Origin of the sequence: Janthinobacterium sp. P210005 (genome assembly GCF_036231865.1) — a bacterium.
Lineage (GTDB): Bacteria > Pseudomonadota > Gammaproteobacteria > Burkholderiales > Burkholderiaceae_D > Janthinobacterium > Janthinobacterium kumbetense.
In genome coordinates, this window is the sequence record NZ_JAZARC010000003.1 from 506,390 (window position 1) to 524,062 (window position 17,673).

18 protein-coding genes are annotated in these 17,673 nt (G+C 63.1%); 6 read left to right on the forward strand and 12 right to left on the reverse strand.

Features of this window, described 5'->3' with window-relative positions:
* The first annotated feature begins 97 nt into the window (after positions 1-97).
* Both VPH40_RS16010 and VPH40_RS16015 read left to right on the forward strand, forming a co-directional pair.
* A complete protein-coding gene (locus VPH40_RS16010) occupies positions 98-1,276 on the forward strand; it encodes an acyl-CoA dehydrogenase (protein ID WP_034745726.1) in 1,179 nt (392 codons plus the stop codon).
* Complete coding sequence (locus VPH40_RS16015) at positions 1,276-2,523, forward strand: CaiB/BaiF CoA transferase family protein (protein ID WP_289917723.1); 1,248 nt, start codon at positions 1,276-1,278, stop codon at positions 2,521-2,523. Before VPH40_RS16010 ends, VPH40_RS16015 begins: the two co-directional genes overlap by 1 nt.
* Positions 2,524-2,577: 54 nt before the next feature.
* Here VPH40_RS16015 and VPH40_RS16020 read toward each other — a convergent pair whose 3' ends face one another.
* From VPH40_RS16020 to VPH40_RS16030, 3 genes are read right to left on the reverse strand one after another with little or no spacing between them, the layout of a single operon-like run.
* Entirely contained in the window at positions 2,578-2,904 is a 327-nt protein-coding gene (locus tag VPH40_RS16020; protein ID WP_099666271.1) for a barstar family protein, read from the reverse strand.
* 8 nt (positions 2,905-2,912) lie between these two features.
* Positions 2,913-3,722 (reverse strand): 4-hydroxy-tetrahydrodipicolinate reductase, encoded by an 810-nt coding sequence (gene dapB, locus VPH40_RS16025; protein WP_077408775.1) that lies wholly within the window; start codon positions 3,720-3,722, stop codon positions 2,913-2,915.
* Positions 3,723-3,741: 19 nt separating this feature from the next.
* Positions 3,742-4,392: an outer membrane protein assembly factor BamE gene (locus VPH40_RS16030; RefSeq protein WP_442906655.1), complete on the reverse strand. Its 651-nt coding sequence runs from the start codon at positions 4,390-4,392 to the stop codon at positions 3,742-3,744.
* A gap of 196 nt (positions 4,393-4,588) precedes the next feature.
* On the opposite strand from VPH40_RS16030, the gene fur reads away from it, so the two are divergent.
* Positions 4,589-5,020 (forward strand): ferric iron uptake transcriptional regulator, encoded by a 432-nt coding sequence (fur, locus tag VPH40_RS16035; protein ID WP_034778781.1) that lies wholly within the window; start codon positions 4,589-4,591, stop codon positions 5,018-5,020.
* Between the two features lie 48 nt (positions 5,021-5,068).
* Here the strand turns inward: fur and hrcA are convergent, their stop codons facing one another.
* Together hrcA and VPH40_RS16045 are read right to left on the reverse strand one after the other, a co-directional pair.
* Positions 5,069-6,085, reverse strand: coding sequence for a heat-inducible transcriptional repressor HrcA (hrcA, locus tag VPH40_RS16040; protein WP_034745713.1), 1,017 nt, complete (start codon positions 6,083-6,085; stop codon positions 5,069-5,071).
* Positions 6,086-6,187: 102 nt separating this feature from the next.
* On the reverse strand, positions 6,188-6,913 hold the full coding sequence (locus VPH40_RS16045; RefSeq protein WP_251351296.1) for an HAD family hydrolase: 726 nt from the start codon (positions 6,911-6,913) through the stop codon (positions 6,188-6,190).
* A gap of 245 nt (positions 6,914-7,158) precedes the next feature.
* Between VPH40_RS16045 and VPH40_RS16050 the strand changes: the two genes are divergently transcribed.
* Together VPH40_RS16050 and VPH40_RS16055 are read left to right on the forward strand one after the other, a co-directional pair.
* Positions 7,159-7,758, forward strand: a complete 600-nt coding sequence (locus tag VPH40_RS16050; RefSeq protein WP_328573938.1) for a hypothetical protein — start codon at positions 7,159-7,161, stop codon at positions 7,756-7,758.
* 3 nt (positions 7,759-7,761) lie between these two features.
* Positions 7,762-8,376, forward strand: coding sequence for a hypothetical protein (locus tag VPH40_RS16055; RefSeq protein ID WP_251351298.1), 615 nt, complete (start codon positions 7,762-7,764; stop codon positions 8,374-8,376).
* A 186-nt stretch (positions 8,377-8,562) separates the two neighbouring features.
* Here VPH40_RS16055 and mmsB read toward each other — a convergent pair whose 3' ends face one another.
* Genes mmsB through VPH40_RS16080 form a run of 5 tightly spaced genes read right to left on the reverse strand, consistent with a single transcriptional unit; the run spans position 8,563 to position 14,071 of the window.
* Positions 8,563-9,465, reverse strand: coding sequence for a 3-hydroxyisobutyrate dehydrogenase (gene mmsB / locus VPH40_RS16060; RefSeq protein ID WP_289907309.1), 903 nt, complete (start codon positions 9,463-9,465; stop codon positions 8,563-8,565).
* A 22-nt stretch (positions 9,466-9,487) separates the two neighbouring features.
* A complete protein-coding gene (locus VPH40_RS16065; protein WP_328573939.1) occupies positions 9,488-10,618 on the reverse strand; it encodes an enoyl-CoA hydratase/isomerase family protein in 1,131 nt (376 codons plus the stop codon).
* Entirely contained in the window at positions 10,611-11,396 is a 786-nt protein-coding gene (locus VPH40_RS16070) for an enoyl-CoA hydratase (protein WP_305062894.1), read from the reverse strand. The genes VPH40_RS16065 and VPH40_RS16070 overlap by 8 nt, the downstream gene beginning before the upstream one ends.
* Positions 11,393-12,553 carry an acyl-CoA dehydrogenase family protein gene (locus tag VPH40_RS16075; protein ID WP_251351301.1) on the reverse strand — a complete coding sequence of 387 codons (1,161 nt, stop codon included), beginning with the start codon at positions 12,551-12,553 and terminating at the stop codon, positions 11,393-11,395. Before VPH40_RS16075 ends, VPH40_RS16070 begins: the two co-directional genes overlap by 4 nt.
* Before the next feature lie 9 nt (positions 12,554-12,562).
* The gene (locus tag VPH40_RS16080; protein ID WP_099666261.1) at positions 12,563-14,071 is read right to left on the reverse strand and encodes a CoA-acylating methylmalonate-semialdehyde dehydrogenase; all 1,509 of its coding nucleotides are present in this window, start codon (positions 14,069-14,071) and stop codon (positions 12,563-12,565) included.
* 158 nt (positions 14,072-14,229) lie between these two features.
* Here VPH40_RS16080 and VPH40_RS16085 point away from each other — a divergent pair, with 158 nt between their 5' ends.
* A complete protein-coding gene (locus VPH40_RS16085; RefSeq protein ID WP_328573940.1) occupies positions 14,230-15,612 on the forward strand; it encodes a short-chain fatty acyl-CoA regulator family protein in 1,383 nt (460 codons plus the stop codon).
* Position 15,613: 1 nt separating this feature from the next.
* Here VPH40_RS16085 and VPH40_RS16090 read toward each other — a convergent pair whose 3' ends face one another.
* Positions 15,614-16,684, reverse strand: coding sequence for an adenosine deaminase family protein (locus VPH40_RS16090; protein ID WP_251351304.1), 1,071 nt, complete (start codon positions 16,682-16,684; stop codon positions 15,614-15,616).
* A gap of 28 nt (positions 16,685-16,712) precedes the next feature.
* On the reverse strand, positions 16,713-17,657 hold the full coding sequence (locus VPH40_RS16095; RefSeq protein ID WP_328573941.1) for a nucleoside hydrolase: 945 nt from the start codon (positions 17,655-17,657) through the stop codon (positions 16,713-16,715).
* Between the last annotated feature and the right edge of the window lie 16 nt (positions 17,658-17,673).

A 17,673-nucleotide genomic window follows, 5' to 3' on the forward strand; every position in this document is an offset into this window, starting at 1 on the left:
GGTGCGAAAAAATCGTTTGCGCAAGGCTAGGCAAAAACCTACCATGAGCCATATTCAATCTTGCGCCGATCACCGGCGCTCACCTGCGAGGCCTGTGATGAGCAAAACCGTATTCGACTGGAATTCCCCCCTGCTGCTGGAAGAACAACTGACGGGCGACGAACGCGCCGTGCTGGAAGCGGCCCGCGACTATTGCCAGGGCAGCCTGGTGCCAAGGGTCCTCGAATCGTTCCGCCATGGCCGCACGGACGCCGCCATCTTCCGCGAAATGGGAGAACTGGGCTTGCTGGGCACGACCATTCCCGAGGAATACGGCGGCGCCGGCCTGAACTATGTTTGCTACGGCCTGGCCGCGCGCGAAGTCGAGCGCGTCGATTCGGGCTACCGCTCGATGATGAGCGTGCAATCGTCGCTGGTGATGGTGCCGATCAACGCTTTCGGCAACGAAGAAACCAAACAGAAATACCTGCCGAAACTGGCGACGGGCGAATACATCGGCTGCTTCGGCCTGACGGAACCGAACCACGGCTCCGACCCTGGCAGCATGGTCACGCGCGCGCGCAAGGTGCCGGGCGGCTATAGCTTGTCGGGCGCCAAGATGTGGATCACCAACAGCCCCATTGCCGACGTGTTCGTTGTCTGGGCCAAGGACGATGAAGGCGCGATCCGCGGCTTCGTGCTGGAAAAAGGCTGGAAAGGCCTGTCGGCGCCGGAAATCCACGGCAAGGTCGGCTTGCGCACCAGCATCACCGGCGAAATCGTCATGGATGAAGTATTTTGCCCGGAAGAAAACGCCTTCCCGGACGTGCGCGGCTTGAAAGGCCCGTTCACTTGCCTGAACAGCGCCCGCTACGGCATCGCCTGGGGCGCACTGGGCGCGGCAGAAGACTGCTACCTGAAAGCACGCCAGTACACGATGGACCGCCAGCAATTCGGCCGCCCTCTTGCTGCAAATCAACTGGTGCAAAAGAAACTGGCCGACATGTTGACGGAAATCACCATGGGCTTGCAAGGCTGCTTGCGCCTCGGCCGCATGAAGGATGAAGGCTCGCCGGCCGTGGAAATCACGTCCATCATGAAACGCAACAGCTGCGGCAAGGCGCTGGACATTGCCCGCGTGGCGCGCGACATGATGGGCGGCAACGGCATTTCCGACGAGTTCGGCGTCATCCGCCACCTGGTCAACCTGGAAGTGGTCAACACCTACGAAGGCACGCACGATGTGCACGCGCTGATCATCGGCCGCGCCATCACCGGCATCGCCGCGTTCAACTAATGGACGCCTTGGCTTCCACCCTGCGGCCCGCGCCGCTGACCGGCTTGCGCGTGCTGGACCTGTCGCGCGTGCTGGCCGGCCCGTGGGCCGGGCAAATGCTGGCCGACCTGGGCGCCGACGTGGTCAAGGTTGAACAGCCGGGCCGCGGCGACGACACGCGCTCCTGGGGGCCGCCGTATCTGAAAGACGAGGATGGCCGCGACACCGCCGAGGCCGCCTATTTCCAGTGCGCCAACCGCAACAAGCGTTCCCTGTGCATCGACCTGGCCGCCCCGGAAGGGCAAGCCCTGGTGCGCCGGCTGGCCGCCGAGGCGGACGTGCTGCTGGAAAATTTCAAACTGGATGGCTTGAAGCAATACGGCCTCGATGCGGCCAGCTTGCTGGAACTCAACCCGCGCCTCGTGTATTGCTCGATTACCGGCTTCGGCCAGGATGGGCCGTACGCGGCGCGCGCCGGCTATGACTTTTTGATCCAGGGCATGGGCGGCTTGATGAGCATCACGGGCGTGCCCGATGGCCAGCCGGGCGCCGGACCGCAAAAAGTAGGCGTGGCGCAGACGGACATCCTGACGGGCCTGTACGCCACCATCGCCGTGCAGGCGGCGCTGGCCGAACGGGAACGCTCGGGCCTGGGCCAGCATATCGACCTGGCCTTGCTCGACGTGCAAGTGGCCGCGCTGGGCAACCAGGCCGCCAATTACCTGTGCGGCGGCAAGGTGCCCCAGCGCATGGGCAATGCGCATCCAAACATTGTTCCATATCAAGACTTTCCCACGGCCGACGGCGACATGATTCTGGCGATCGGCAACGATGGACAATTCTCGCGCTTTTGCGCCGTCGCCGGCCATCCGGAATGGGCGCAGGACGAACGTTTCGCCACCAATCCGCAGCGCGTGGCGCACCGGGCGATCCTGATTCCGCTGATGCGCCAGGCCACGGTCATGCGCACGACGGCCGAGTGGATCAGCGCCTTCGAGGCGCAAGCCGTGCCGTGCGGCCCCGTCAACCGCATCGACCAGGTCTTTGCCGACCCGCAAGTGGTGGCGCGCGGCTTGAAAGTGGAGATGCCGCATCCGACGGCGGGCACGGTGGCGCTGGTGGCCAATCCCGTGCGCCTGTCGGGCTCGCCGGTGCAGTACCGCTTGCCGCCGCCATTGCTGGGACAGCATACCCAGGAGGTGCTGCAGCAATGGCTGGGCCTTGATGGCGGCCAGATCGACGGCTTGCGCGAACGCAAGGTCGTCTAAAGAAAAACGCCGGGCAGTGGCAACACTGTCCGGCGTTTTTTTATCGATTCAGCCTTATTTCAGCACCAGTTTCAGCGCCGGTTTTTCACCGTAATCTTCATAGCGCTCGTTGATGCCGGCGATACAGAACGTGATTTCTTCCAGTAAATCAGGCACTTGCGCCTTCATGCTTTCGGCGTCCTGCACCACGATGTCGAGCACTTCGTTCGGTTTCAAACGGAACTGCGTCATGTTTTCGTCGTCGCGCAGATAGCTGAGGCAATCGACCCAGGCATCCATGCTGTTGCCGTAAAACTCGGGGAAACCGAAGGCTTGCACGCATTGCGCGTGAAAGCTCGCTGCGTCGGTGATGTCTTTTCCATTCAGGATGGCAGTGGCCATGGTCTTCCTCAGTTCTTCAGCGACAGCACATCCTGCATGTCGAACAGGCCGGTGGGCTTGTCGGCCAGGAAACGCGCGGCGCGCAGGGCACCGTGGGCATAGGTGACGCGGCTGCTCGACTTGTGGCTGATCTCGATGCGCTCGCCGATGCCGGCAAACAACACCGTATGGTCGCCCACGATATCGCCGCCGCGGATGGTGGCAAAGCCGATGGTCGACGGGTCGCGTTCGCCCGTCACGCCTTCGCGGCCGTACACGGCGCATTCCTTCAGGTCGCGCCCCAGGGCGCCGGCCACCACTTCACCCATTTGCAGGGCCGTGCCCGACGGCGCATCGACCTTGAAGCGGTGATGGGCTTCGATAATTTCAATGTCGTAGCCTTCGGACAAGCTTTTCGCGGCCAGTTCCAGCAATTTCATGGTGACATTCACGCCCACGCTCATGTTCGGCGCGAACATGATGGCCGTCTTTTCAGCGGCGGCGGCAATGGCGGCCTTGCCAGCGTCATCGAAACCGGTGGTGCCGATGATCATCTTGATGCCGTGCTCGGCGCAATACGCCAGGTGCTGCAAAGTGCCTTCCGGACGCGTGAAATCGATCAGGAAGTCGGCGTTCGCCAGGCCCTTCGCCAGGTCGGACTCCGTCAGCACGCCGGCAGGCTTGCCGAGGAAGGCAGCCGCATCCTGTCCGATCGACGGCGAACCGGCACGGTCGAGCGCACCGGCCAGCACGGCGTCGGGCGCATTGCTGACCGCTTCGATCAGGATATGGCCCATGCGGCCGCTGGCGCCAGCGATGGCAATTTTCAGTTCAGTCATTTTATTCTCTTACAGCAACTTATTTGGTGGGTTCGGCAGCAGGTGCAGGTGCAGGCTCGGCGGCAGGCGCAGGCATCACTTCCGGCTTGCTCACAGGAATGGCAGGGGCGGCATCGGCCGGCACGGGCACGGCGCTCGGCGCCACGGGCACGGCGCTCGGCGCCACGGGCGACGGCACGGCGGCGGCTGGCGCATCGGCCTTGGCGACCTTGGCGAACGGTGACGGGCCGGCGATGCGGTCGATGTATTCTTTCTCCGTCGGCAAGTTACCGCCTTCGAAACGTTCAACCTTGCCATCCTTGCCGAAGTACACGACCACGCGGCTGCTGGTGGTTTCGCCACTGCCCCGTGCCAGGCGGAATGGATAATCCCAGCGGTCGGCATGGAAGATATCGGTCAGCAGCGAGGTGCCGAGGACGAAACGCACCTGATCGCGCGTCATGCCCACTTTCAACTGGGCCAGCATCTCTTCGGAGACAAAGTTGCCTTGTTGAATGTCAGGACGGTAGGGCGAGAAAAACCACATGAATTTTTGCAGCGGCGTAATGGTGGTCGTTTGTGCGCCCTGTTCGGGAACCAGTTCCTTGCCTTCTTTTTGAGCAGCTGCCGGCTTTTCGCCCAGGATGCCACGGTTGGCGCAGCCGGACATGGCCAGCGCGACACAGACCATGCCTGCCAAGACTGGTGCTCGAAATGGAATACGGTGCCAGAGAGATGGCAATACAGCCGGTGTTACGCGCATAAATGACCTCAATTGGATGAACAAAACGCCAGGAGTGACCGGCCCGCCAAAAAAAAGCATATTTTGGCACTCCCCGACAAAACGCTATATGATAAAGCACCTGACCCACATACGAGCAACAAACATGAGTAACAATCCTAGTGATCTCAAGGCAAGCGGCCTGAAAGCCACCCTGCCACGGCTGAAGATACTCGATATCTTCCAGAGTAGCCCGGTACGCCACCTGACCGCGGAAGACGTCTACAAGATTCTGCTGGCCGACAATATGGATGTCGGTTTGGCAACTGTCTATCGCGTCCTGACGCAATTCGAACAGGCCGGCTTGCTCAATCGCAACCATTTTGAAACCGGCAAGGCGATTTTCGAGCTCAACGAAGGCTCCCACCATGACCACCTGGTGTGCCTCGACTGTGGCCGGGTCGAAGAATTCTTCGACGAAGACATCGAAGTGCGCCAGCAAAAGGTCGCCGAAGAGCGCGGCTTCAAGATTGCCGAACACGCTTTGGCCATCTACGGCAACTGCATCAAGACGGCTTGCCCGCACAAAACAGCCTGACCACAGCTGGCCTCTCCCATGGGGCGGCCAGCGCACCAGGCAGTACGATCAATGATGGCTCAGCGCGCTTGACAGCAGCTTGGCCGTGATATCGACGATCGGGATGACGCGCTCGTAAGCCATGCGCGTCGGCCCGATCACTCCCAACGTTCCCACGATCTTGCCGTTGACTTCATACGGCGCCGTCACCACGCTCATCTCATCCATCGGCACCAGGTTCGATTCGCCGCCGATAAAAATCTGCACGCCCGTCGCCTTGCTCGACACGTCGAGCAGCTGCATCAAGCCCGTTTTTTGCTCGAACATGTCGAACATCTGGCGCAGCGAATGCATGTTCGACGACAGATCGCTCACGCTGAGCAAGTTGCGCTCGCCGGAAATCACCATGTCATCGCTATGGTCGGCCATCGCTTCGCTGCCCGCTTCCACGGCCGCCTGCATCAAACTGCCCATATCGTCGCGTAACTGGCGCAATTCGCCCTGCAGGCGCACGCGCACGGCGTCGAAGGACAGGCCGCCATAATTCTGGTTGATGTAATTGGCTGATTGCACCAGTTGCGCCGGCGTATAGTCGGCCTCCGTCAGCAATAAACGGTTCTGCACGTCGCCGCCAGGCGCGACGATGACGAGCAGGATGCGTTTTTCCGACAGGCGCAGGAATTCGATTTGCTGGAACACGGATTCGCGGCGCGGACTGAGCACGACGCCGGCAAATTGCGACAGCGACGACAGCATCTGCGCCGCGTTGGCGATGGTTTTTTGCGGTTGCGGCGTCTGCAGGCGCATGCGCGATTCCACCAGGTGCTCGTCCAGGTGCCGCACGGTCAGCAAGGTGTCGACAAAGATGCGGTAGCCGCGCGGCGTGGGGATGCGTCCGGCCGAGGTGTGCGGACTGGACACATAACCGAGCTCTTCCAGGTCGGCCATGATGTTGCGGATCGTGGCCGGCGACAGGTCCAGGCCGGAAATTTTCGACAAGGCGCGCGAACCGACCGGCAGGCCGTCGGCGATATATCGCTCGACCAGGGCTTTCAGCAGTGTTTGGGCACGTGTATCGAGTTGCATGGTGTTTTATTTAGGCAAGTATTTTGTTAAGCAAGCGGCAACGAAAGCGGCCGAACGTGCATCAACAGCGCCTATTATGCACGTTCGCCCGGCCTGCGGCGATCAATCTTCCAGTTGCCCTTGCAGCCACAGCAACAATTCATCAAAGTTGGCGCAGATGGCGTCGGGCTGCACGCCGGCCGCCAGGTGCGCATCGCTGCCCTTGCGGTTCATCCAGACGGCGCGCATGCCCGCCCCCTGCGCTCCCGTCACGTCGAAATACAGGTCGTCGCCCACATACACGGCTTCATGGGGCGCGACGTCCAGCGCGGCGCAAGCTGCCAAGAAAATGCTGGCGTCGGGCTTGGCCACGCCAAAATCGCTGGCGGCGATCGATACCTTGAAATGCTGCGCCAGGCCGATAATGTCAAGGTCCGCATTGCCATTCGAGATCGAACCGACCAGCATGCGCTGGCGCATCCAGGCCAGGCCCGGCAAGACGTCGTCATACGGCTGGACGCGGTTGCGCGCGGCCAGGAATTGCAGGATGGCGCCGTCGACCAGGGCGGGATCCTCGCCGGCAGCCTCGAAGGCGGCCAGCAGGCCCGCGCGGCGCAACTCGATCAGGTTGCCATGGAAATGCGGTTGTTCCTTGAGCATGGCCAGGCGGTGCTGGCGCAGCACCTCGATGGAAAACTGCCGCGCCACCTTGGGCGCATGCGTGGCCAGCCAGTCGTGCAGCAGGGTTTCCGCGGCGGCGATCACGGGCGCGATGGGCCACAAGGTATCGTCGAGGTCGAACAGGATGGCCTTGGGCGGCACGGCGGGTTTTACAGGGGCAAGGGACATGGGACTCACAATGGGATGCTGCGTCACGTTGCGCAGGGTGCGTCTATTGTCGCACCGATCGACGCCGCCGGCATGGCTGCGCCCCCGTGAAATGGGGCCGGGCCAGCGCTTCCCGGCGAAAAATTGTTACAGGGTGATACAAGGCAAGGTCATCCAGCTTGCCAGATAGACTAAAATAGGCGCCATTCCAATGCGGCGCCAGCGTCCGCGTTGCGCTACCCAACTTAATTCGTTTTGGAGAATGTATGAAAAATTTGTACCTGCGCTCGATGCTGGCGGCGGCTTGCGCCGTCACCCTGGCAGCCTGCGGCGGCAGCGGCGGCAACCTGTATCTGCAAGTCTCAGTCAGCGGCCTGGCCAAGGATGGCCTGATTCTCCTGAATGACGGGGAACGCTTGCCGGTTCCTGTGGGCCAGGGCACCGTCGTCTTCACCAAGCTGGTCAAGAACGATGACCGCTACAATATTACCATCGCGGAACAGCCCAAGGGCGCCGTTTGCACCATCGCCAATGGCGCCGGCAAGGCATCGAGCTATTCCGTGAACACGGCCTTGGTGAGCTGCACAACCAACAGCTACCCGCTGAATGGCACGATCACAGGCCTGAGCGCCGATGGCTTGCGCCTGGTGATGGGCCCCAAAGGCATCACCCTATCGGCTGGCGCCACCGCCTACACATTCACTTCGGTAGCTGACGGCGCCCCGTACGGTATTTCCATACTGACTCAGCCAACGGGCCTGACGTGCCGCTTCCAGGGTTCAAAGAGTACCGACGCCAGCGATACGGTCGGCACGATGGGCTCTGCCGCCACGACCGCGGCCACACTTGACTGCACGCCGCAGTAATCCTTGCGATCCGTCACCTATTTTTTGGAGAAATACATGAAGTTATCTTGCTTGCGCCCACTCGCCGCGCTGCTGCTGACCCTGGGACTGGCCGCTTGCGGCGGCAAGGCCTCGTATGAGGTCGGCGGAACGATCTTTGGCTTGACCAATGAAGGGCTGATCCTGGCAAATGGCAGCGACACCCTCCCGGTTCCTGCGGGCAAAACGTCGTTCACTTTTATCAAGCGCATCGACTATGGCACCGACTACAACATCACCTTCAACAAACAACCGGCCCACATGACTTGCAGCATCAGCGGCGGTTCCGGCTCGGCTGGTCATTACATCAATATTAGCGCCGCTGTTACTTGCTTGCAAAACAAATATACCGTGGGCGGCACGATTTCCGGCCTGACCGTGGATGGCCTGGTGCTGATTAACGGTAGCACAATAACAACGGTGGCCAAGGACACCACGACGTTTACCATGGCCGGCCCAGTCGACTATGGCGACACCTATGCCGTCAGCGTCTCCGTTCAGCCGAAGGGTCTGCAGTGCGACCTGGCCCCAGGTACCGAAAAAGGCACCATGGGCGAAGGGAATGTAACGGCGGTGAAGATCGCCTGCAAACCCGTCTGAGTTGCGGCAACGGTAGCCGCCAGGCGGCTACCGGGAAGAGATATCATGGAAATCTATAGTTGATATTCCAAAGATAAATTGGAGTTATATGTGGCGATGCAGCATAATGCATCTGTCTCCTCCAACTCTTCCAAGAATTGGATTTAGCCCGCTTTTACCAGCGGGCTTTTTTTTGCCCAGAATTTCTCACGCGGGTTTATTCAAGCCCGGCTGCAACATCTGCACGATGCTGGAAAAATCCTGCTGCGCATAACCGGCTTGCGCATGCATCTGGTACATCTGCCGCACCAGGCCGCCCAAAGGCGTGGGCGCGTTCGCCGACAGGGCCGACTGCTGCGCCAGGCCCAGGTCTTTCAGCATCAGCGCCGTGCCAAAGCCGCCCGTGTAATTGCGCGACGCGGGCGTGCCATCCATGACGCCGGGCCACGGGTTGTACACTTCCAGGGTCCAGTTGCGGCCCGAACTCTTGGCCATGATGTCGGACAACACTTTCGGGTCCAGGCCATGCGCCACGCCCAGGTTCAGCGCTTCGGCCGTACCGGCCATCAAGATGCCCAGCAGCATGTTGTTGCAAATCTTCGCCACCTGGCCCGCGCCCGCCTCGCCCGCATGGAAGATGTTCTTGCCCATCTTTTCCAGCAGGGGACGCGCCTGCTGCAAGGCCGCTTCGCTGCCGCCGACGATAAAGGTCAGGGTGCCGGCCGCCGCGCCCGCCGTGCCGCCCGAGACGGGCGCATCGATCATGGTAAAGCCCCGCTCGCTGGCCGCCTGCGCCACCTGCCGCGCCACATCGGCGGCGATGGTGCTGCAATCGATGAACAGGGCGCCGGGCTTGGCCGAGTCCAGCACGCCGCCCGCCGCCAGGTACAGCTCCTGCACGTGCTTGTTGGCTGGCAACATGGTGATGACGGCGTCAGCCGTCTGCACGGCCGCGCTGGCGGAGGCGGCCGCCGTGGCGCCCGCCTCGACAAGCGACGCCACTGCCGCCGGCGTCAGGTCGAATACGGATACGTGGAAGCCGGCGGCCACCAGGTTGCGGGCCATCGGCGCGCCCATGTTGCCCAAGCCGATGAAAGCGATATGTTGCATTTTAAAATCTCCTGTTGTTCTTTTAATGTAGGTCGCGCAAAGGATGGCTATCCCACGGCGCCGTGAAATACCCATTGAGATACGCGTCGCCGACGTCGGCCAGGCTGGCTGGCTGCCACTGCGGCGCGTTGTCCTTGTCGATCAGCAAGGCGCGCACGCCTTCGCTGAAGTCCGCATGGGCGCAGCACTGCACGGCAACGATCAATTCCAGCTGGAACACTTGCGCCAAACTCATATGGCGCGTGCGTACACGCATGGCCCAGACCAAAGCGGCGGAACTGGGCGCGCCCTTGTGCAGCGAGTGGGCCGCCTTTTGCAGCCAGGCCGAATCGCCGTCATACGCGGCGATGGCGGCCACCACTTCGGGCAAGGTGGGCGCTTGCGTCAGCGCGGCGATGGCGTCGAAGTTGGCGCGCACTTCGGACACGGGCAGCAAGGACGCGGGAGCCGAGAAGCCGCGCAGCAGGCGGTCCAGCTGCTCGCTGTTCGCCTGCGGGCTGGCTTGCCATTGCGCCAGCGCCAGCGCGTCGAGCACCATGTTCCGCTCTTCCTGGCGCAGGAAATAGTCGCCCAAGCCCGCAAACAGGGCGTCTGCCGCGTTCATCGGCGCCCCCGTCAGCCCCAGGAACAGGCCGCTGCGACCCGGCATGCGGCCCAGGAACCAGCTGCCGCCCACGTCCGGGAACAGGCCAATCGTAATTTCCGGCATGGCGATGCGCGTGCCTTCCGTCACGACGCGGTGGCTGGCGCCCGCCATCAGCCCCAGGCCGCCGCCCATGACGATGCCGCCGCCCCACACCAGCAGCGGTTTCGCATACGTGTGGATGCGGTGGTCGAGCCGGTATTCCTCGGCAAAGAAGGCCAGCGCCTGCGGATTCGGCACGACACCCGCTTGCTCGACGACGGCCGAACGCAGGCTGCGCACGTCGCCGCCCGCGCAGAAGGCCTTGTCGGTCGACGATTGCAGCACCACGCAGGCGATGGCGTCGTCACCGGCCCAGCGCACGAGGGCGCCATCGATGGCGCGGATCATGTCCAGGGTCAAGGCATGCAAGGACTTTGGCGCATCGAGGGTGATGACGCCCAGCTTCATGCCGCCGGGACAGTCGCGTTCCTCGATTTTCACAGTTTCAATCAGGGTACTTTCAGCCATTCTTCCACTCCGCCGGACGTTTTTCCAGGAACGCTTGCACGCCTTCTTTCTGGTCTTGCGTATCGAACAGGCCGAGGAACAGGGTGCGTTCATCGGGCAAGGAAGCGACCAGCGGATGGCTGCGCGCGCCCTGGATCAGGGTCTTGCACGCCGTCACGCTGCTGGGGCTTTGGCGGGCCACCTTGGCGGCCAGGGCCAGCGCCGTGGCGGCAGCCTTGCCGGTTGGCACGACTTCCTCGACGAGGCCGATGGCCAGGGCCTTGGCCGCATCGACCCGCTCGCCGCACAGAATCATGCGCTTGGCCCAGCCTTCGCCCACCAGCCACGGCAAATGCTGCGTGCCGCCCGCGCACGGCAGCAAGCCGACGGAAGCTTCCGGCAAGGCCATCTGCGCATGTTCCTCGGCAATGCGGATATCGCACGCCAGCGCGCATTCCAGGCCGCCGCCCATGGCGTAGCCATTGATGGCGGCGATGCTGACGCCGCGAAACGCGGACAGCGCCTCGAACGCCTCGCCAAAGGCGGCGGCCATGGCGAACGCCATATCCTTGTCGCCGTCGGCAAACACCTTTAAATCGGCGCCGGCCGAGAAGAACTTGGCGCCGCCGCCCGTGATCACGAGCGCATACACGTCCGGGTCCCCATTCAGGTCGGCCACCAGCTCCTTCAGGGCGCGCAGGCTGTCCAGGGTCCACGTGTGGGCGGGCGGGTTGTCGAGGGTCACCAGGGCCGTATGGCCACGGCGTTCCAGCAGCAGATTGGTATACACTCTGGTCATCGTAAGGTCTCCGTGGCGCCGTCTTTCAAAATCGCTCGCGCGACGATCAGGCGCATGATTTCATTCGTCCCTTCCAGGATCTGGTGCACCCGCGTGTCGCGCACGTGGCGCTCGAGCGGATACTCGCGGATATAGCCGTAGCCGCCATGCAATTGCAACGCATCGTTGGCCACATTGAAACCTACATCCGTGGCGAAACGTTTTGCCATAGCGCAATATGCCGTGGCGTCCGGGCTTTCCTGGTCCAGTTTCCAGGCCGCCAGGCGCACCATCTGGCGCGCCGCCACCAGTTCCGTCAGCATGTCGGCCAGCTTGAATTGCAGGGCCTGGAATTGCGCCAATTCGCGGCCGAACTGCGTGCGCTCCTTCATGTACGCCTGCGCCCGCGTCAGGGCCGCCTGCGCCGTGCCCACCGAGCACACGGCGATATTGATGCGTCCGCCATCGATGCCCTTCATGGCGATGGCAAAGCCTTCGCCTTCCGCGCCCAGCAAGTTGCCAACAGGCACTTTCACCTGGTCGAAGCTGATGATGCGCGTGGGCTGGCTGTTCCAGCCCATCTTTTCTTCTTTCTTGCCATACACGATGCCGGGCAGGTTCGCCGGCACGGCAAATGCGGAAATGCCGGCCGCGCCCTCGCCGCCCGTGCGCGCCATGACGATCAGCATGTCCGTCTGGCCCGCGCCGGAAATGAAGGCCTTCGTGCCGTCGAGAACATAAAAATCGCCCTCTTTCACTGCCTTGGTGCGCAGGGACGCCGCGTCGGAGCCTGATTGCGGTTCCGTCAGGCAATAGCTGGCCAGCTTCTGGCCGGCCGCCAGAGCAGGCACCCACTCGTCGCACAGGGCTTCCTGCCCCCAGCGCGACAGCATCCAGGTGGCCATGTTGTGGATCGTGATGTAAGCCGTGGTCGAGGTGCAGCCACCGGCCAGCTCCTCGAAGACGATGGCCGCATCCTGGCGGGACAGGCCCAGGCCGCCCCAGCGCTGCGGCGTGTACAGGCCGCAAAAGCCCATCTCGCCCGCCTTGGCGATGGTTTCCACCGGGAAAATCGATTCCGCATCCCAATGCGCCGCGTGCGGCGCCAGTTCGCCTTCGGCAAACGCGCGCGCCGCCTGCTGGAACTCGCGCTGCTCGTCGCTCAGTTCAAAGTCCATGCCAGCTCCTTATTTGAGGCTGATGGTGGTGTTGACCTTGCCCACCGAGGCCGCGTCCGTGAACCAGCGCTGGGTAATCGTCTGCGTCTGCGTGTAGAACAGCACGACTTGCTTGCCGAACGGGCCCAGGTCGCCCAGTTTCGAGCCGCGCGACCCCGTAAAGCTGAACAGGGGCACGGGCACGGGGATGGGCACGTTGATGCCCACCTGGCCCACGTCGATTTCTTCTTGGAAATAACGCGCGGCCGCGCCGCTTTGCGTAAACAGGGCCGTGCCGTTGCCATTCGGATTCGCGTTCACCAGGGCAATCGCTTCATCGAGCGTGTCGACTTCGACGACAATCAGGACGGGGCCAAAGATTTCCTGGTCATACACGACCATGCCGGGTTTCACGCCAGACAGAATCGTCGGTCCCACGAAGTTGCCGTTCGGATAGCCATCGACCTTCACGTCGCGGCCGTCCAGGGTCAGTACGGCGCCCTGCTCGATGCCCTTGGCGACGAGGCTGTGCACGCGATCCTTGGCTGCGCAGGAAATCACGGGACCCAGGTCCGGATTGTCCTTGCCCGCGCCCACGGTCAGGGTTTGCGCCTTGGCCGCCAGTTCCGGCAGCCAGTCGCGCGCTTCGCCCACCAGCACGGCGACGGACGCGGCCATGCAGCGCTGGCCGGCGGCGCCGAAGCCTGCGCCCAGCAACTGGTTCAGGGTTTGTTCCTTATTTGCGTCAGGCAAGACGACGGCGTGGTTCTTGGCGCCCATCATGCATTGCGCACGCTTGCCGTTGAGGCTGGCGCGCTGGTACACATGCGTGCCCACCTTGCTCGAACCCACGAACGAAATCGCCTTGATGTCCGGATGGTCGCACAGGGCATTGACCACGTCTTCGCCGCCGTGAATCACGTTCAGCACGCCGGCAGGGATGCCCGCCTGCAAGGCCAGGCGCACGAGTTTTTCCGTCACCAGCGGATCTTGCTCCGATGGTTTCAACACGAAAGTATTGCCGCAGGCAATCGCCATCGGGAACATCCACAGGGGGATCATGGCGGGGAAATTGAACGGGGTAATGCCCGCGCACACGCCCAGCGGCTGCATCACGCTGTAGGTATCGACGCCGCCGGCCACGTTTTGCGCGTACTCGCCCATTTGCAGGGTGCCGATATTGGCCGCATGTTCCACCACTTCCAGGCCGCGGAAGACGTCGCCTTCCGCGTCGAGCAGGGTCTTGCCCTGTTCCATCGTCAAGGTGGCGGCCAGGTCGGCCATGTTTTCACGGATCAGCTGCTGCAATTTGAGGAAGATGCGGGCGCGCGCGCCGATCGGCGTCTTGCGCCAGGTCTTGAAGGCGCGCTGGGCAGAGGCGATGGCGGCGTTGACTTCCTCCGGCGTGGCGAACGGCACACGGGCCAATACTTCCTGCGTGGCAGGGTTGACGACGTCGCGCCAGACGGTGGTGGTCGATTCGACCCACTCGCCGTTGATCAGCAGTGGAACGGTAGGGATGGCAGTTTGCGTGGTCACTCGGTGTCTCCTCGTTGGGGGTATAGGTCTGTTTGCATTATTCGCACAATACGGGCCGCAAACAAGGCGTGAAAATGCGAGATAATGCAAAGCTGAATCTGTTAATCTGCAAAGATTGTAAATTTGCAGATTCCACAAACCGGGGAAGGAGAAGCGCGATGGCAAAGGTTTTCATGGGCGTGCGCCTGCAGCGCCTGCGCGAGGAACGGCGCATGACGCAGGTGGCGCTGGCCAAGTCCCTGGGCATCTCGCCCAGCTACCTGAACCAGATGGAGCGCAACCAGCGCCCGCTGACGGTGCCGATTTTGCTACGCATCGGCAGCGTGCTGGGGGTCGATCCGCAGATCTTTTCCGAACACGACAGCGCCAGCCTGGTGGCCGACGTGCGCGACGTGTTCGGCGAATTGCCCGACGCGCCGCCCACCTCGATGGCGGAATTGAAAATGCTGGTGGAAAACATGCCGGAACTGGCGCGCTCGATTTTGCTCTTGCAGCGGCGCTACCGGGTGATGGCGGAGCGGGCCGACACGCTGGCCGCGCGCCTCGACGACGGCAGCCGCGGCGCCAGTTCGGCCGCGCCGTCCACGGACGAGGAAGTGCGCGAATACCTGAACCGGCGGCAAAATTACATCGATGAGCTGGACCGGGCGGCGGAAAGCGTGGCGGGTGAACTCGATCCGGCCCTGCGCACGCTCGATGCGCTGCAAGGGCGTCTGCTGGATCGCCACGGCATCCGGGTGCAACTGTCCGATGGCGACGCGGGCATGGTGCGCAAGCACCGCTATGACGCCCAGCAACACATCTTGTGGCTGCCCGACACCCTGACGGGCGGCCAGCGCGCCTTCCAGATGGCGGCGCAGATCAGCCTGCTCGAGCACAGCGAGCTGATCGACGCCCTCGTGCTGACGGCGGGATTCTCCGGCGCGGCCGCGCAAACGAGCGCGCGCCTGGCCTTTTCCAATTATTTCGCCGGCGCCCTGCTGATGCCGTACCAGCGCTTCCTGCAGGCGGCGGAAACGCGCGCCTACGATATCGAGCGCCTGGCACACCAGTTCGGCGTGGGTTTCGAAGCCGTATGCCACCGCCTGAGCACCATGCAGCGCCCCGAGGCGGCGGGACTGCCATTCTTCTTTGTGCGCGTCGACCGGGCCGGCAATGTCTCGAAGCGCCAGTCGGCCACGGACTTCCATTTTTCAAGAGTGGGCGGCACGTGTCCGCTGTGGATCGTCTACGACGCCTTCAGCCATCCGGGCCAGGTACTGACGCAGGTGGCCAGCATGCCCGACGGCTGCACCTATCTGTGGATCGCGCGCCAGGTCAGCACGGCGTCGCCGGGCTTCCGCGCGCCGGGCAAGACCTTTGCCGTGGCGCTGGGCTGCGATATCTCGCAGGCGCACCGGCTGATCTATTCGAAGGGACTCGATCTGCACGACCCCACCAGCGCCACGCCCATCGGCACGGGCTGCAAGGTGTGCGAGCGGCAAAGCTGCCCGCAGCGGGCATTTCCATCGCTGCTGGCACCGCCGCCAGCGTCCGCCTGACTTACTCGACGACCCGGGCGCGCAGCGCGTCGAACTCGCGCGCAAATTGCGCGCGCCAGTCGCGCCGCGTGGATTCGGCTATCCAGGCCGCGTCGAGGCCATTGAGCATGAAGCCGCGCATGTCGTCCAGGCCGAAGCCGAATTCGCGCATCATCATCCAGGCACCGGTGGGCGTCACGTGGTGCAGGGTCGGGTCGTCCGTGTTCGGATGCAGTTTCAGGCCCAGTTTGGCCATGGCGCGGATCGGGTGATCGAGGGCCCAGCGCTCGGGCGCCAGGGTGCGCAGGTAATATGAATTGGTCGGCACCACGGTAAACACCAGGCCCCGCTCCACGCAGCGCTGCGCCAGTTGAGGATTATCAACAATCGTGTAGCCATGGTCGACCCGGTCCACCTGCAACTGCTCGATGGCCGTCTCCACGTTCATCCACGGCATGCCGAATTCGCCCGCGTGCGCCGTGCACTTGAAGCCGGCCTCGCGCGCGGCGCGGTAAGCTTCGATGAAGAGTTCTGGCGGGCGGTCGTTTTCGCGGTAATCGATGCCGATGCCGATGACTTCCGGCGCGCGGTAAGCCTTCATCCATTCCACCATCTGCACGGCTTCGGCGGGACTCGCTTCGCGGTCGATGCTGGGGATCAGACGGCCGATCACGCCGAAATCGCGCTGCGCGTCGCGGATGGCGGCCACGATGGCGTCTTGCGCCGCGTCATAGCGGATGCCCGACACGCGCACGGTGCCGGTGGGGTTCCAAAAGAATTCCGCGTAGCGCACGCCGTGGCCATGCACGTCTTCCAGGTATTCGTAGGCAAGGCAATACAGGTCTGTCGGCGAGACGATCAGGTGCGCGTCGAGCGCGCGCAGCACGCGCAGCACGCCGACAGGCTTGTCGCCGCGCGTGTAAAACGCGTCGATTTCCTCGGGAGTGACGACATTGCCCGTCTTGGCGGCCAGCGCACGGAAAGTGGCTTGCCGCACCGTGCCGAACAGGTGGCAATGCAGCTCCACTTTCGGCATGGCGCGTAAAAACTGTTCGATGCTCAGGGCAGGCAGGGTGTCGGCAGGATGACTCATGAAGCTCGCTTCGTTAGTGGAAAAAGGGTCAGACGAGAATGGCGGCCAGGCGGCGCATCAGGCGCTCGATGGCGGCCGGGCCGTCGGCCAGCATCGCCACTTGCGTGTTGATGGGTGCGCGGCGCGGCACGCGGAACTCGCACACCGTCATGCCGCGCGTCAGTTCGCCCGTCAATTCGATGGCCACGTGGGCGCTCTGGAACTGGAACAGCTGCGGCGCTTCCAGGTACAGGGCCACCACGGGGTCGTACATGGGCATGGGCACGGAACCGTCGGCACTGCGGATGCGTACATACGCTTCCAGGTAGCCGGCCAGACGCTGCGCGCGCGGCGTGCCGATGGCGCGCAGGCGTTCCACTTCCACGTTCGTCACCAGCAGCTGGCGGCACAGGTTCAAGCCGAACATGCGCAGCGGGATGCCGGCCTGGAAGACCTGGGCGGCCGCTTCCGGATCCGCATAGATATTGAATTCCGCCGCCGCCGTGTGGTTGCCCTGGTCGGTCGAGCCGCCCATCAGGATGATTTCGACGATTTTTTCCGCGATGTCCGGCGCGCGGGTCAAGGCTGTCGCCAAGTTCGTCATCGGCGCGATCGCCATGATGGTGATCTGGCCAGGATACTTGCGCACGGCGGCGATCAGCGCGTCGACGGCGTGGCCGGCAGCGTCGCTGGCGGCGCCGGGCGGCAGGATCTCGCCCGTCGTCGGCATGCCGCTGTCGCCGAGGATGCGCTGCGCCGTTTCGATGACGCCGGCCAGCGGCTCTTCGCAGCCGCGGTAGATCGGCACCGTCAAGCCATCATGGGCCTTGATGCGCAAGGCGTTGTCGTAGGTGATGTCGACGGGCGCATTGCCCGCCACCACGCTCACGCCCAGCCACTCGATATCGGGATTGCTGCCCAAGAGCAACATCGTCAGCCAGTCGTCGAAACCGGGATCGGTATCGAGCCAGATCTTTTTCAAGGATTGGGTCATGATGCTTTCCAGTAAG